Annotated in this window: 12 protein-coding genes and 1 pseudogene; 10 read left to right on the plus strand and 3 right to left on the minus strand. The window is 43.7% G+C overall.

The features are described from left to right. Positions 1–30: 30 nt before the first annotated feature. A complete protein-coding gene (corA, locus tag ACFQ3W_RS00420; protein ID WP_379315502.1) occupies positions 31–990 on the plus strand; it encodes a magnesium/cobalt transporter CorA in 960 nt (319 codons plus the stop codon). Between the two features lie 32 nt (positions 991–1,022). Here the strand turns inward: corA and ACFQ3W_RS00425 are convergent, their stop codons facing one another. After that, positions 1,023–1,535: a hypothetical protein gene (locus ACFQ3W_RS00425; RefSeq protein ID WP_379315504.1), complete on the minus strand. Its 513-nt coding sequence runs from the start codon at positions 1,533–1,535 to the stop codon at positions 1,023–1,025. A 285-nt stretch (positions 1,536–1,820) separates the two neighbouring features. Between ACFQ3W_RS00425 and ACFQ3W_RS00430 the strand changes: the two genes are divergently transcribed. The 4 genes from ACFQ3W_RS00430 to rlmD all read left to right on the plus strand — a co-directional run bounded on the left by ACFQ3W_RS00430 (position 1,821) and on the right by rlmD (position 6,207). Further along, positions 1,821–2,111, plus strand: coding sequence for a YerC/YecD family TrpR-related protein (locus ACFQ3W_RS00430; protein ID WP_019639846.1), 291 nt, complete (start codon positions 1,821–1,823; stop codon positions 2,109–2,111). A 60-nt stretch (positions 2,112–2,171) separates the two neighbouring features. Continuing rightward, a complete protein-coding gene (locus ACFQ3W_RS00435; RefSeq protein ID WP_379316345.1) occupies positions 2,172–2,963 on the plus strand; it encodes a sirohydrochlorin chelatase in 792 nt (263 codons plus the stop codon). A 31-nt stretch (positions 2,964–2,994) separates the two neighbouring features. Further along, positions 2,995–3,876 (plus strand): diacylglycerol kinase, encoded by an 882-nt coding sequence (locus tag ACFQ3W_RS00440; protein ID WP_379315506.1) that lies wholly within the window; start codon positions 2,995–2,997, stop codon positions 3,874–3,876. A gap of 870 nt (positions 3,877–4,746) precedes the next feature. Further along, positions 4,747–6,207 carry a 23S rRNA (uracil(1939)-C(5))-methyltransferase RlmD gene (gene rlmD, locus ACFQ3W_RS00445; RefSeq protein ID WP_379316347.1) on the plus strand — a complete coding sequence of 487 codons (1,461 nt, stop codon included), beginning with the start codon at positions 4,747–4,749 and terminating at the stop codon, positions 6,205–6,207. A gap of 306 nt (positions 6,208–6,513) precedes the next feature. Here rlmD and ACFQ3W_RS00450 read toward each other — a convergent pair. Then, positions 6,514–6,699, minus strand: a pseudogene (locus ACFQ3W_RS00450) (site-specific integrase); the annotation flags it as partial. 172 nt (positions 6,700–6,871) lie between these two features. Continuing rightward, the gene (locus tag ACFQ3W_RS00455; RefSeq protein WP_379316349.1) at positions 6,872–7,693 is read right to left on the minus strand and encodes a DUF932 domain-containing protein; all 822 of its coding nucleotides are present in this window, start codon (positions 7,691–7,693) and stop codon (positions 6,872–6,874) included. A gap of 423 nt (positions 7,694–8,116) precedes the next feature. Between ACFQ3W_RS00455 and ACFQ3W_RS00460 the strand changes: the two genes are divergently transcribed. The 5 genes from ACFQ3W_RS00460 to ACFQ3W_RS00480 all read left to right on the plus strand — a co-directional run bounded on the left by ACFQ3W_RS00460 (position 8,117) and on the right by ACFQ3W_RS00480 (position 15,736). Next, a complete protein-coding gene (locus ACFQ3W_RS00460; RefSeq protein ID WP_379315508.1) occupies positions 8,117–8,332 on the plus strand; it encodes a helix-turn-helix domain-containing protein in 216 nt (71 codons plus the stop codon). 64 nt (positions 8,333–8,396) lie between these two features. Next, positions 8,397–11,405: a type I restriction endonuclease subunit R gene (locus tag ACFQ3W_RS00465; RefSeq protein WP_379315510.1), complete on the plus strand. Its 3,009-nt coding sequence runs from the start codon at positions 8,397–8,399 to the stop codon at positions 11,403–11,405. Beyond that, positions 11,398–12,672, plus strand: coding sequence for a restriction endonuclease subunit S (locus ACFQ3W_RS00470; protein ID WP_379315512.1), 1,275 nt, complete (start codon positions 11,398–11,400; stop codon positions 12,670–12,672). Before ACFQ3W_RS00465 ends, ACFQ3W_RS00470 begins: the two co-directional genes overlap by 8 nt. Further along, positions 12,669–13,985 (plus strand): AAA family ATPase, encoded by a 1,317-nt coding sequence (locus ACFQ3W_RS00475; RefSeq protein WP_379315514.1) that lies wholly within the window; start codon positions 12,669–12,671, stop codon positions 13,983–13,985. Before ACFQ3W_RS00470 ends, ACFQ3W_RS00475 begins: the two co-directional genes overlap by 4 nt. Continuing rightward, positions 13,982–15,736 (plus strand): type I restriction-modification system subunit M, encoded by a 1,755-nt coding sequence (locus ACFQ3W_RS00480; RefSeq protein WP_379315516.1) that lies wholly within the window; start codon positions 13,982–13,984, stop codon positions 15,734–15,736. Before ACFQ3W_RS00475 ends, ACFQ3W_RS00480 begins: the two co-directional genes overlap by 4 nt. The last annotated feature ends 300 nt before the right edge of the window (positions 15,737–16,036 follow it).

Raw genomic sequence — 16,036 nt, forward strand, 5'->3', positions numbered from 1 at the left:
GTGATTGCTAGTGAAAGGGGGAGGGCTCATTTGATTAGAGTCATGGGGATGACACACGACCACAAGGTGGAGACGGGAATCCCGCTAGAGCGGATCCAAGATGGGGACTACGTGTGGACTTGGGTCGATTTTAGCGAGCCGACACCGGAGGAGACCGATCTGTTAGGATCATTTTTTCAATTTCACCCTCTGGCGATTGAGGACTGTTTACATGTATTGCAGCGGCCCAAGCTCGATTATTATGAGGATTATCAATTTTTGGTGCTGCATGCCCTGGATCCGGGAACTTTGGCAACGGTGGAAGTTAACTTATTTTTAGCCGATAAATATTTAGTGTCCTTTCATCATCAAGATTTGCAGGAAATGGACGAGGCCTGGGACAAAATGCTGAAGCGGTCCCATGAACGAAAAGTGTGGACGCACGGCCCTTATGCCGCTACATATATCGTGATCGACAGCTTGGTGGATCAGTATTTCCCATGTGTATACATCATCGAAGATGAGCTGGATGAGCTTGAGAATACCGGCAGTCGTGAATCGGTGGAGCTGCTGATGAATCAGGTGTTCGACCTGCGAAGCAGATTGCTGAAGCTGCGGCGCACGATCGTGCCGATGCGTGATTTGATGTACCGGATTTTGAATTCACAGCACGTTCAGGGCGAGAAGGAACCGCGTGCTTATTACGCGGACATTTACGACCATTTGCTAAAGCTGTCGGAGATGATCGAGTCGGACCGTGAAATGACGGCGGATCTGCGGGACTCCTACATATCGCTAAATTCCAATCGCATGAACGGAATTATGAAAACACTGACCGTCATCACGACGATCTTTATGCCGCTAACGCTTATTGCCGGTATTTACGGCATGAACTTTAAAAATATGCCGGAGCTCGGATGGAGGTACGGGTATTTCACCGTACTCGGCGTTATGATCGGGCTCAGTGGCTGGATGATTCTCTGGTTCAGCAGACGGGGCTGGTTTAAATAAAACGGTCTTTTAGCATGAAAAAAACCGCCGGATTAACGGCGGCGCTTGGTGGACTTACCTCGTTTGCTTGTGCTGTTGCGGCTGCGTGAGCCGGATGAGCCCTTGCGCGTGCTTTTCTTGCGGCTGTTTTTGCGGCGCTTCGGACTATATTCATCCAGCCCACCGCCCTGGAGCTTGGCGCCTTTTTTACCTCCCGGCAGAAGCCCGGCAAACATTTTCGCCATCGGGGCGAACTGCTGAACGGTTTGCATCACCTTCTGCACTTTTCCCACCGTTGCCAGAATACCTTCAATACCGCCCAGACGTTCAACGATGCCCTTCAGGTCGCCGAGGTTTGGGAGCGAAAGACCGCCTCCCGCTGCTTTGGCCGCACTTTCCGCTGCCTCTCCGGGGAGAGAAGCGGGAACTGGGCTCTGCGGGGCTAAAGGCACGAGGGCGGACGCTTCCGCCTTGACCGATTCATAAGGATTCACTCCCGGGTAGTAATTCGAATAAGGGTAAAATGATCGCTCCTGACTTTGCCGGGGAGCATGATAATGTGGCATGATATCACATTCCTTTTTGGATATTTTGACGCAGCCGTTCTTACCTATCAAAATTAGGGTTTTTGGCTGCCGCAGCTGAGGCTTTTCCTTAAATAGGCGTTTGTATTACTATACTGTATGTGCTCCGGGCGGCGGGCGTATGGACGAATGTCCCGGTTTTGGTAGGCCTTTGCGGATTTTGGGCGTTCTTTCTGTAATGCGTGAAATCGTTAATGCTTGAAAAGGAGGACTCCGCTCGAGTACAATGGAATTGGGGTATCAGAAATGGTAGGGGATGATTATTCAGTGCAACTCAAGAAGTTGAATGATAAAACAATTGATCAATTATTTGAAGCAATCCTAACTTTGAAAGACATTGAGGAATGTTACGTTTTTTTTGACGATCTCTGCACGGTTAATGAGATTCAATCCTTGTCCCAGCGGCTGGAGGTTGCTCGCATGCTTGGCAAGGGAAATACGTACAATCAAATTGAAGCGGAGACGGGTGCCAGCACGGCAACGATTTCTCGCGTTAAGCGCTGCCTCAATTATGGCAACGACGGTTACAAAATGACATTGGATCGTTTAGGACGATAAGCAGTGAAACCGAAAAGGGAGCAACAGTCAGAGCCGGCGGCGGCAGAGTGTCATAAAGAGTTGTCTGCCGCGGGCTCTGTGCCAGGATCAAAACCAGGGGTAATTGTCATCAGTCACGGCTCTCCTGATGAGAGCTGGGTGAAGCTGGTGGACAGTGCTGTACAATCCTTGGCCGAGTCATTACCTCCGGACCTTCCGGTCGAATCCTCATTTCTGGAGGCGGTGGAGGGACGGCTCATCCAGGACGGGATTGATCGTCTGGAAGCAAAGGGAGTGACTGATATGATCGTCATTCCCTTGTTCGTATCTTCCGGAAGCACACATATTGATGAAATCGCCTACGCGTTGGGCATGAAGGAAACACCGGAGAAGGAAACCGACCTTGAACGTTTTCGGTTGTCTGCTCGGGTGTATTTTGGCGAGCCTATCAATGACGATCCGCTGATTGCTGAAATGGTATGGGACAAGGCTAAACCGCTGTCAGTGCGCCCGGATCGAGAGGTGCTGCTACTGGTTGGGCACGGGAGCGTACATCCCGGATTTTTGGAGCGTTGGGAACGGGGGATTCGTTTGCTTGCGGCTCGTACCGGGCAGGTTAGCGGGCTGGCGGGTGGTGCTGATTATGCCCTGCTTAATCCCGATAGTGTGCGCAGCAAGGTTGCTGCTTGGTCGGGGCGGGGGTACGATGTAATCGTGGCACCCTTGTTCTTAAGTGCTGGCTATTTTACGAAAACGACGATCCCTTTGCGTCTGGACGGGCTTCCATACAAATACTCGGAAGAAGCCTTGCTTCCGCATCCGCTGCTGTCCCGCTGGATGTTAGGGCAAATATTGAATATAATGGGATCATGAACAATTCGACAGATCAGGTGGCGTTAGTGGAATGAAGAGAGCTAGGTTGATTTATAATCCGACCTCGGGAAGAGAAGAAATGCGGCGGCTTTTGCCGGATGTGCTGGAGCGTCTTGACCGGCATGGGATTGAAACGTCCTGTCATGCGACGACAGGAGAAGGAGATGCTACCCGCGAGGCGGCCGAAGCGGTCAGTCGGGGGTATGACATCATTATCGCGGCCGGTGGAGACGGGACGCTGAACGAAGTTGTTAATGGCATGGCCGGGAAGGACAATTTGCCGCCGCTCGGCATTTTTCCGCTGGGTACAACGAATGATTTTGCCAGAGCAATGGGGATTCCCAGACGGTGGGAGGATTATTGCGACCTGGTTATTGAGAATAAAACAAGACCCATCGACATCGGCAGGGCGAACGGCCGTCATTTCATTAATATTGCGGGCGGAGGCTCGTTAACCGAGCTAACCTATGAGGTGCCGAGCCGACTGAAGACGTTGATCGGCCAACTGGCCTATTATATGAAAGGCATCGAGAAAATGGCCAGCTTGTCGCCGACGCAGTTAATCATTCAAGCCGAAGGCTATGAAGTGATCGAAGGCGAATTCATGCTGTTCCTCATCGCGAACAGCAACTCGGTCGGCGGCTTCGAGAAGCTGGCGCCGGATGCGAGCATCGACGACGGCATGCTGGATGTGATCGCCGTAAAGAAATGCAACCTGGCGGAATTCATTCGCCTGGTGACCATGGCGCTGCGCGGCGACCACTTCAACGATCCGCACGTCGTTTATTTCAAGACGCCGCGGATGGAGGTTACTTCTCCAGGCCATGTTTTGATAAATCTGGATGGTGAGCTTGGCGGCGAGCTGCCGGGCGTGTTTGAGATTTTGCCGCAGCATTTGCAGATTTTTGCTTGAGGGTGAGGGGCAAGGGAACGAGGCAAGCGTCAAGGAGCAAAAGGCAAGTGGGACGAGGCAAGGAGTAGGCCAGGGAAGACTCTTGGTCAGCGGTAGCTGTAAAGCATAAGCAGTGGAGATTTCGGGTTGCCTGTAGACCTGAGCAAATGAACAGTTTGGTGGTAGATGATCCCCCGCCGGAACCGGCGGGGGATTTGTGTGAGTGTGAAACTTGCCTGATCGGGGCGCTGAAGTTGCATAATGCATAACAAGTTGATGCGATTTTGTTTAAGATGAGTGTAGGGAAGAATGATGTATGGTATAGCTAGTGGTGAATAGACCAAGGTGGCAAGGTGCTTTCGCTTGTGCAGTAATTTAGAGTAGAGGGCCGCTCAAGGGAATTGGAAATGTTGTACTCCGTACAACAATACAGGCTAAAGGTGTCTCTAGAGCGGGATAGTGTTGTACGAAGTGCAACAATGTATCGAAGAAACACCTATTGATGAAGATGAATGGATGAAAGATACATGTTAAAGGATGAAACTCAAAAGGATTAAAAGACGAGTGTTGATTAACAAAGATGAAAGATGAATAAAGTAACAAAGGACTTAAGAATAGCGGTAGAAAATGGGTAGGAACTTTTTATATGAAAAATTCCTCTTTGGAGATATAAAGGAGTATTCGATGTCAAAAAAGCGTAGTGGCGGGAATGTAAAAGGAAACATGGCAGGCAATCGTGGAAAGGGCGGACGTTCACTTGAGGGGAAAGTATCAGCGGATTCCCAAGTCAAGGTGACTAATGAGGACAAGTTGGCCCTCGGGTTAGAAGGGGCCTCGCGCGCGGAGATTCCGGTAGCTAAAAATGACGAGGTTGTGGTGGACATCATCGGGATGAACCACGATGGTGAAGGGGTGGGCCGGGTCGAAGGCTTCACACTGTTCATTCCAGGAGCTCTTCCGGGCGAAAAGGTCCGCGTGAAGGTGCTCAAGACGAAAAAGCAGTACGGCTACGCCAAACTGCTTGAGGTGGTAGAGCCGAGCGCAGACAGGGTGGCCCCGCCCTGCGCGATCTATGACAAGTGCGGCGGCTGCCAGCTGCAGCACTTGAGCTACGCCGGGCAGCTCGCGTGGAAGCGACAGCACGTCATCGACGCGCTGGAGCGGATCGGCAAGCTGCCCGTGGCGGGCGCGGCCAGCGCAGCGCCGCGGGAGGGCGGCGTGGCGGCGGCGACTGGCGCAGCGGCACCCGCGCCAGATGCCGCTGCAGCCCCATCCACCGATGCCCGCCCAGGTGGCGCGCCAGCAACGGAACGCGCCATCGTCGTACGCCCGACGCTGGGCATGGACGAGCCTTGGCGCTACCGCAACAAGGCGCAGGTGCCCGTCGGCGTCACCGACGGCGGCCTCGTCGGCGGCTTCTACGCCCGCGGCAGCCATCGTATCGTTGACATGGAAACGTGCCTCATTCAGCACGAAAGCAACGACGATGTGGTAGCCCGTGTGAAATCCATCGCCCGCCGCCTCGGCATTTCCGCCTACAACGAGGAAACCGGACAAGGTCTGCTTCGTCATGTCGTCGTCAAAGTAGGCTTCCGCACCGGCGAGATGATGCTGGTGCTGGTGACAAACGGCAGCAAAATCCCGCATGAAGACGAGTGGATTTCCGCCATTCAGCGGGAAATTCCAGCTGTCGTAAGCATCTGCCAAAACATCAATACCCGCCAAACGAACGTCATCTTTGGCGATACCACTCGCGTCCTCTGGGGCCGCGAGGTTATTTACGACTATATCGGAGACGTGAAGTTTGCGATTTCTGCGCGTTCTTTTTACCAAGTCAATCCGGTACAGACTGAAGTACTTTATGGCAAAACCGTGGAATACGCCAGTTTAACCGGACAAGAGACCGTCATTGATGCGTACTGCGGCATCGGAACGATCTCCCTGTTCCTCGCGCAGCATGCCAAGCGGGTGTATGGCGTCGAAATCGTCAAAGAAGCGATCGAAGATGCACGCGTCAACGCTGAGCTTAACGGGATGCACCATGTGACTTTTGAGGTCGGTGCTTCTGAGGACGTCATTCCGCAATGGAAAGAACAAAGCATCGAAGCCGACGTCATCGTCGTCGATCCCCCGCGCAAAGGCTGCGACCCGCGCCTGCTGGAAACGATTCTGGAGATGAAGCCGGAACGCGTGGTGTATGTTTCTTGTAACCCAGCCACCCTTGCCCGCGACCTGCGCATCCTCGAAGACGGCGGCTACCGTACCATCGAGGTGCAGCCGGTGGATATGTTCCCGCATACGACACATATTGAAAATGTCGCATTGCTTGTAAGAAGTGATACAGGAATTTAAAATTCCTGATTTATAAGGGTCTATAGACTGATACAGCAATTTAGAGAGCGTTATAACAATGGGGGGGCGACGAGTTGTCGTAAAATTATCGTAAAGTTATGTGCAAAAACAAAATAAGACAGCATATAAGAAAGAAAAAACGTTGGGAGACATTAATTATCCCAGCGTCTTTTTATCTGTATCCTTAGCATCCAAAATAAACAGGTTCTCAAACTTATCTACAGCGGCTTGATCGGCGGAACAGTGGACATGCCCGTAAATGTTCATTGTGGTTGTGATGCCTCCATGTCCAAACCTCTCTGAAATTAACTTAGCATGGACGACTTGATTAATGAGCAGCGTTGCAGATGTATGCCGCTGGTAATGGAACCGAATGTACCAAAAACCGTTTTTCTTTATGAATTGTCGGAACCAAAGGTATGGGCGTTCGTGGTGAAAGGCTCTACCATCAGCATGGGAGAATAAAAAGAAGTGTTCGCCGTCACCAATCATATTCCGCTCGTAAACCCGGTAAGTGTAATAATGTCGGAGATCCTTCAGCACAGAGGGAGTGCACTTTCCGTTTGAAATTCTATGTTTTTGGCTCCTTTACAATAATTTGTCCTTTTAATGATATAGAAACGCTTTGTTGTACGTCGATCACATCAGTTCTCCAGTCAACATGTTAAAACTTAAGCCTAAGCAATTCGCCCCGCCTCATCCTAGTGGTCAAAGCCAACGTTATCATAATCCGCCAATGGTACGGCACCTTCTGAAGGGCTTGTAACATGGCTCTAATCTCTTTTTCATCGTATGAGATTATTTCTTTATGCACTACTTTTGGTTTTTTCATTTCTGCAGCTGGATTGTCTTTATTTGATCGAGCTGTAAGTTTCCAAAATGCGGGCAAAATCCGGGTATTCATATTTATCAAGTACGTGTTTAGCGTTTTCCTTCTAGCTGCTTGTCTGCGTATTTTTCTTTCCATAACTCCACAAATTGGCTGAATGTAAGCTTTGAGGGTGATATGTAGCTCCCAGCCTCGACTTCTTATTTGAATTTTGCGTCGGATGTATTTTTCATCCACACCGCGTCCAAGGCTGACGGTAAGCTCCCATGAATTTTTTCCGCGTTGACGATTCCGTTTAGCGCTGTTCAGGGCGAGATTCATAGTGTTTTGACATACGCTGCGGATAGGGGGAATGGCGACTTTAATGCTACCGCTACCATCTTGACTATTTGCGAAGACAAGGTAGGGAGTAATGCGATCCCCAGCCACGATATAATTGTGCGGCAATTTGGCGAGAAGCCAGACTTTTCGACCGTTATGCAGACTACCGGCGGTTTCATACCGGACACCTTCACCTAGCAGCTCATCGGTGAAAGCAAAATCTTCATGGTTGTTTACAACGGAGTAGCGATTAGAAACAACACCAATTACTTGATTGTTCGTTGACCTAACGTTAGCCTTAAAACCAGCTACTTCAATACCGTCATCTCTCTGGATCGATTTTTGAAGTAAATCCCAATCGAGCCCAGCCGCGTATAGTGCTCATTCTGAACTCAATGCATGATCCACTCGATTACCTAATCCATACCATGGTGCTTCCCTTGTGTAGAAGATGGATTCAACTTCGTGTGCCACTACTATCAACTCCTTAACATTGGTTTTTATAAAAGCAGCCATTTGGCGTGTTTTCAGAAAATAAAGATGACCGATATAGCTTGGGGAAGCTATATCGGTTATTCATGGATATAATATAGAATTGAAAAGCTAGACTTTGCACAGGGGAACAAATATAAGTCGAGTCAATGAATTCTTAAATTAGAGTTTTTTCAGTAGTGCATATTGTTACTAGCTTTCCACAAAACGCTATAGCTTGTGATATAATTTGTTGTGGTTAGCTGTGTAATAACGAGGTGATTCTTAATGGAGTTAAGTGAAGTGATAAAAAAAGCGCGTTTGGAGCTGTGTTTGTCTCAAGAGGGGCTTGCGCGTGAACTTCATGTTGGATTTACATCTGTGAACAGATGGGAGAATAATCGTACTAGGCCGAATCAAATAGCCCGTCATGCTTTAATAGAGCTTTGTATGAATAAAAACATTAGTCCTGAGCTGATTGAGTTGCTCATGAAAACAAAGTAGGCGTTGCATAGTTTTGAAAAAGGGCTTTGGCAATTACTATTTTATAGTTATGAGGAGATTAGTCATGAAATCTGAAAAGCAAATAGAGCTAGAGTTTATTGAAAAGCTTCGAGATTTAAAATACACATATCGGGAAGATATTCAAGACAAGGCGGCACTTGAAGCTAATTTCAAAGTGCATTTTGAAAGACTAAATCGTGTAAAGTTAAGCGATTCTGAATTTGCACGCCTAAGAGATAGTATTATTACCGCAGATGTGTTCACTGCGGCCAAAACTTTACGAGAAATCAACACCTTCAAACGTGATGATGACACGCCGCTACAATATACTCTTGTAAATATTAAGGACTGGTGTAAAAATGAATTTGAAGTGATAAATCAGTTGCGCATTAATACGGATAATAGTAATCATCGTTATGATGTTATCATCCTTATCAACGGTGTTCCTGTTGTTCAGGTTGAGCTTAAGTCACTACAAATCACACCTAAAAAAGCAATGGAGCAAATTGTAGAATATAAAAATGACCCAGGTAATGGTTATACAAACTCATTACTTTGCTTTATGCAGCTTTTTATTGTGAGTAATGAGAGTAACACATATTATTTCGCGAACAACCAGAAGGAGCACTTCTGCTTCAATGCAGACGAGCGCTTTTTGCCGATTTATCAGATGGCAGACGAAGAAAATAATAAAATTACTCATCTTCATGATTTTTCTGATAAGTTTTTGCTAAAATGCACTCTTGGACAATTAATAAGCCGTTACATGGTACTTGTGGTAAGTGAGCAGAAATTAATGATTATGCGACCTTATCAGATTTACGCTGTTAGGGCAATAATGGATTGCATCGATCAGAATCGTGGCAATGGATATATATGGCACACTACCGGAAGCGGTAAAACACTAACATCATTTAAAGCATCAACACTTTTAAAAGACAATCCAGAAATTGAGAAGTGTTTATTCGTTGTTGACAGAAAAGACCTTGATAGACAAACTCGATTAGAATTCAACAAATTTCAAGAAGGCTGCGTTGAAGAGAATACAAATACAGAAAGTTTGGTTAAGCGCCTTACTTCGGATGATTATCGTGACAAAGTTATTGTTACGACAATTCAAAAGCTTGGACTTGCTCTTGATGAGGACAGCAAGCGCAATATAGAGAAAAAGAAAAAGGGCGAAGCCACCTACAAAGAGCGTCTAGCAAAACTAAGCGATAAGCGTATTGCTATTATTTTTGACGAATGTCATCGCTCCCAATTTGGCGATAACCATGAAGCAATTAAAAACTTCTTCCCTAAAGCACAGCTTTTCGGCTTTACCGGAACACCGATATTTGATAAAAATGCAACCTATAAGAAAATTGATGGAACGGTTGGTTCTTATGTCACAACAAAAGATGTTTTTGAAAAGGAACTGCATGCCTATACCATAACGAACGCCATTGACGACCGCAATGTGCTGCGCTTTCACATTGATTATTTTAAACCGGATGATATTAAGAAAGCAGCAAAAGCCTCTGACACTGTAAGCAAAAAAGCGATTGCTGAAACAATACTATCAAAACACGATGCTGCTACGAATGGTAGACGCTATAATGCTATTTTTGCTACAGCCTCTATAAACGATGCAATAGAATACTTTGAGATCTTCAAGGCGTTACAAGAGGAACGCAAAAAGAATGAAGACGAAAGCTTTAAGCCACTGAATATTGCCTGTGTTTTCTCTCCACCGGCTGAAGGAAACAAAGATGTTAAGCAGTTACAAGAAGACCTACTACAAGAAAAAGCGGATAACGAACAAGAGCCAGATAAGAAAAAGGAAGCACTTAAAAACATCATTGATGACTATAATAAGCAGTACGGCACAAACCACAGCATAAACGAATTCGATTTATACTATCAAGATGTGCAAAAACGCATCAAAGACCAAAAGTACCCTAATTCCGACTATCTTCACATTAACAAAATAGACATAACAATTGTGGTGGATATGCTTTTAACCGGATTTGATTCCAAGTATCTAAACACCTTATACGTTGATAAAAATTTAAAGCAACATGGATTAATTCAAGCATTCTCAAGAACAAACCGTGTTTTGAACGACACAAAGCCTTATGGAAATATTCTTGACTTTAGAGGACAAGAAAAAGATGTAGATGAAGCAATAGAGCTGTTCTCGGGAAAAGAAAACAGTAGTAAGGCAAAAGAAATTTGGCTTGTCGATCCGGCTCCTGTTGTGGTTGAAAAGCTAGAAAAGGCGGTTGCTGAGCTTGAGAAATTTATGGAATCACAAGGGCTAGAATGCAAGCCGGAACAAGTAAACAACCTTAAGGGTGATGGCGCACGAGGTGAATTTATCAATAAATTTAAGGAAGTGCAGCGACTTAAAACGCAGCTTGACCAATATACAGATATTAAAGAAGAGCAAGTAGCAAAAATTGAAGAATTGTTGCCGGAAGACACTTTGCGTGCGTTCCGTGGTGTGTATATTGAAACAGCTCAAATGCTAAAAGCACAGCAAGGCAAAGATTTTAAGGATAAAGATCCTGTGGTCGAAGAACTCGATTTTGAGTTTGTTCTGTTTTCCTCTGCCATAATTGATTATGACTACATCATGTCGCTAATTTCGAGATTTACACAACCGAATGTGCCTAAAAAAGAAAAAATGAGCCGTGAACAGCTCATTAGTTTGCTCTGTTCTAATTCAAATATGATGGAAGAACGTGAGGATATTATTGCTTATATCAACTCCTTAGAAGTCGGGAAAGGGTTGAATGAAAAGGAAATAAAGACCGGATACCAAAAATTCAAAGAAGAAAAAGCAGCAAAAGAAATTGAATCAATTGCAAACAAACACGGTATTGAACCTACATCGTTGCAAGCATTTGTAGATGAAATTATAGTGCGCATGATTTTTGACGGTGAAAAACTAAGCGATTTGTTGGAGCCACTGGAGCTTGGCTGGAGAAACAGGACAAAGAAGGAACTAGAATTAATGGAAAATTTAATGCCGCTGCTTAAAAAGCTTGCAGACGGACGTGTGATTGCGGGGTTAAATGCGTATGAATAAGAAGGAAAAAACAATACTTCCGCAGTTGAGGTTTCACAGATTTAAAGATTACCCAGCATGGAACATTGATAATTTCGGCAACATAGTTGTTCCCGTGGAAGAACGAGCAGGAACAAAAAAATACACTCTTATGAGCGTTACATCTGGCGTAGGGTTGATTCCTCAAATTGAAAAGTTTGGTCGAGAAATAGCTGGTAGTGCCTATAAAAACTACTATGTAATCAAGAAAAATGACCTTGCTTATAACAAAAGTGCAACAAAGCAATTCCCGGAAGGTTATATTTCAATGCTTAAAGAGTACGAAGAAGCCGCTTTGCCAAATAGCATTTTTACTTGTTTTCGTGTCACTGATAAGGAGTGTGACCCCAGATTTTTTGACCACCTTTTCCACAACAACTACCATGGTTCATGGTTACGAAAATATATTGAAGTTGGCGCTCGTGCGCATGGTTCGTTAAGTATTGACACGCAGCATTTATGGGATATGCCAGTTGCATTGCCAAGGATTGAAGAACAACAAAAAATTGCCGATTGCCTGTCCTCACTTGATGACCTTATCACCGCAGAGGATAAAAAGCTTGAAGTTTATAAAGCACACAAAAAAGGGTTGATGCAGAAGTTATTCCCTGCCGACGGAAAAACTGTTCCAGAATGGAGATTTCCGGAGTTTAGAGGTAGTGGCGAGTGGGTAAAAAAGAGCCTTGGTCAATTGGGTGAGCTTGTCTCAGGGCTAACCTACAGTCCAGATGATATTAGAGAAAGTGGTTTGCTTGTTTTAAGATCGTCAAATATAAAGAACAACGTCATCACATTAGATGACAACGTTTATGTTAGAACAGATATTAGTGGTGCCAATCATTCTGTAGAAAATGATATATTAATTTGTGTGCGAAATGGTTCAAAAGCTTTAATAGGTAAAAACGCGATTATTCCAAAGGGCATGCCTTTATGTACTCATGGTGCGTTTATGACAATCTTTAGAACGAAGTTCTCGAAATTTGTCTTTCAACTACTCCAATCAAACAGTTATGAAAAACAAGTCAAAGCTGATTTAGGTGCAACCATAAATTCAATTAATGGATCCCAATTGAGAAAATATGTGTTTTATATTCCGAAAGATATTAAAGAACAAGAAAAAATAGCTAACTGTCTTTCTGATTTAGACACCCTTATAACTTCACAAGCAGAGAAAATTGAATCTTTAAAAGTGCACAAAAAGGGCTTGATGCAAGGGCTGTTCCCTTCTGTAGAGGAGGTGGGGGAATGAGTTACAATGTTCCTTCGAAAATGGAGAAAGAATCCTTTGAGTCAATGATTCTTAAGAAATTAAACAATGATAAACTCAGTCACTATAAAAAAATTTTTAATGATAATTACAAATGTCCTAGGAATTCGGAAGAATATACCCTGAAAGAAAACTTATCCGATGAATTGCTGGCGAAATTAGACTTTGTCCTTAAAAGAATCGGATATAATCAATTTGATACAATTAAAGATATTGCTGAGTATTTCAGGATGCTGTTAGATGAAAAGAAGAACATTGTACTGTTTGCATATAACGGTACAGGTAAGACGAGGCTTTCTGTGGAGTTTAAATCATTAGGTCAGCAGTTACTTGGTGATACGGGAGAAAAAACAGCTGACACATTGTACTATAATGCATTTACTGAAGATCTTTTTTATTGGGATAATGATTTAGATAATGATACCGAACGATTATTAAGGTTAAATAGCAACTCTAGATTTTTTGCAGGACTAGATGAATTAGAAATGGAAAGCAGAATTCGTCCATTGCTTCACCGATATGCGGATTTTGATTTTACTATTAATTATGAGACTTGGGCAATTAGCTTTTCAAGAAATGTACTAACTTCAGGCACTACTAATAGGATTGATAATATAAAAATATCCCGCGGCGAGGAAAACATCTTTGTTTGGTGTTTCTTTCTTGCTGTTGTGCAATTGGTAGTGGATAAAGTAGAGTCGTATAATTGGGTTAAGTATATTTATGTCGATGACCCTATTTCTTCTTTGGATGACAATAATGTTATTGCTGTTGCATGTCATTTGGCTCAAATAATGAGTGGAAATGATGTAAAAGTAATTGTTTCATCTCATCACACCCTGTTTTTTAATGTTTTATGTAATGAAATTAATAGGGCAGAACATTTATTTTTACAGAAAAACACCAAAAATGGTACATATATAGTGAAAGACACCACTAAAACACCTTTCTTTCATCATGTTGCATTGTTGAAAGAATTGAAAAAAGCGTCTGACTCAGGTGAACTATATACGTATCACTTTAATATTCTTAGAAATATATTAGAAAAGACAGCATCTTTTCATGGATATGCACACTTTTCTGCTTGCATAAGAAAGGGTGCGGAGGAGGATGAACCTGTCCATACCAGACTGGTTAATATTATCAACCATGGGGGCTATTCTTTATTTGATCCTAAAGAAATGGTTGAAGAAAACAAAGAGCACTTTAAAAATATACTAAATAATTTTTTAGATGAATATAATTTTAATAAAAAACTATTTGAAGACGATCAAGTTCAGGAGGAGCAAGAATGAAAGATACACAACAAAAACAGTTAGGTGCAACCCTGTGGGGGATCGCCGATAAACTGCGTGGAGCTATGAATGCGGATGACTTCCGTGATTATATGTTGTCATTTCTCTTCTTGCGCTACCTTTCAGATAATTATGAAGAAGCAGCAAAAAAAGAGCTTGGTAGCGATTATTTGAACTGTGCAGATAGAATTAAAAGCATTGCTATTGCCGGCAAGCAGGATGAGACTATTAACTTGATAAAAGAACAGGCGGCTGAATACTTCAGCAAACAACAACTGGAGGAAAAAGCAAAAGACATGATGTTAGAGGAGCATCTTGCATCATTAGAAAGCAATAAGTTAACCCCACTCATGCTTTGGTATAATGATAATTTAGACCAGGTAGCTATGTTTGAAAAACAAATGCGCCGTAAAGTACACTTTGTAATAAAGCCACACTACCTCTGGAGTAATATATATGAATTAGCTCGCATCCAGAGTAAGTATCTATTAAAAACCTTGCAAGCAGGTTTTAAGTTTATAGAAAATGAATCATTCGATAGTACATTTCGTGGGTTATTTTCAGAGGTTAACCTTGACTCAGACAAACTCGGAAAGAATTATGAATCGCGAAATACAATGTTGTGTTCAATAATTACTGAAATAGCAGAAGGATTAACTGATTTTCCTAACGAAAGTGATATTTTAGGTGACGCCTATGAATATTTAATAAGTCAATTTGCAGCGGGTTCAGGCAAAAAAGCAGGGGAGTTTTATACACCCCAGCAAATTTCAACCATTCTTTCTCGCATAGTTACTCTTGACAGCCAAGACCCAAGCACAGGCAAAAAGAAGCAGCTCAAAAACGTGCTTGACTTTGCGTGTGGCTCCGGCTCGCTTCTAATTAATGTTAGAAAGCAGCTTGGTGCTAATAGTATCGGTCAGATATACGGACAGGAAAAGAATATCACAACGTACAACCTTGCTCGGATGAATATGCTTCTGCATGGACTTAAAGATTCTGAGTTTAAAATATTTCACGGAGATTCTTTGCTAAATGATTGGGACATACTTAATGAAATGAACCCATCAAAAAAATTAGAATGTGATGCAGTAGTAGCCAATCCACCTTTCAGCTACCGGTGGGAGCCTAATGACACTCTGGCAGAGGATTTTCGTTTTAAAAGTTACGGACTTGCTCCAAAATCAGCGGCCGACTTTGCATTTTTACTTCATGGATTTCACTTTTTAAGTGGCGAGGGGACAATGGCAATCATCTTGCCTCATGGTGTTCTGTTCCGTGGCGGCGCGGAGGAAAAAATCAGGACAAAGCTACTCAAGGATGGGAATATAGATACGATTATTGGTTTACCGGCTAACCTGTTTTTCTCAACAGGTATTCCGGTTTGTATTCTTGTGCTTAAGAAGTGTAAAAAATTTGATGACGTGCTGTTTATCAACGCAAGTGAGTATTACGACAGAGGTAAACGGCAAAATGTCCTTATGCCGGAACATATAGATAGAATAGTTGACACATATCAATACCGAAAAGAAGATGACAAAAAGTATTCACGCCGCGTCTCTATGGAAGAAATCGAGAAAAACGACTATAATCTGAATATATCTCGATATGTGAGTACGGCTGCAGAAGAAGAAATCGTCAACCTTGCAGATGTGAAAGAGAATTTGGATGAAATTGAGGATGCTATTAACCAGGCAAAAGTTAGGCACAACCAATATTTAAAAGAGCTTGGTTTACCTGAGTTGCCATAAAGCGAGGATTTTGTTATCTGAAAGTCGTAATAGATCGCCGTTATGCTGCTAAGTAATACGGCGATTGGCAGAATACATGAAGTTTTTTTTGTGGTTCACCCCGATTTTATAACAACTGATTTCAAGAAAATTGATATTTGCGATATAAAGCGACTTTAAACAGATGCCGCGGCAACAAGGTCGCTTCCCGTGGACGAAACCTCCGTCTGGATAATTTTGTGCCCAGAACTTGCTCAAATTTTGCCAACTCTACTCACTCAAAAAACCTATAAAACGTTTTTGTCTCATAGGTGGCATGAT

It is taken from the genome of Paenibacillus puldeungensis (genome assembly GCF_042678945.1).
In the GTDB taxonomy this organism is placed as follows: Bacteria; Bacillota; Bacilli; order Paenibacillales; family Paenibacillaceae; genus Fontibacillus; species Fontibacillus puldeungensis.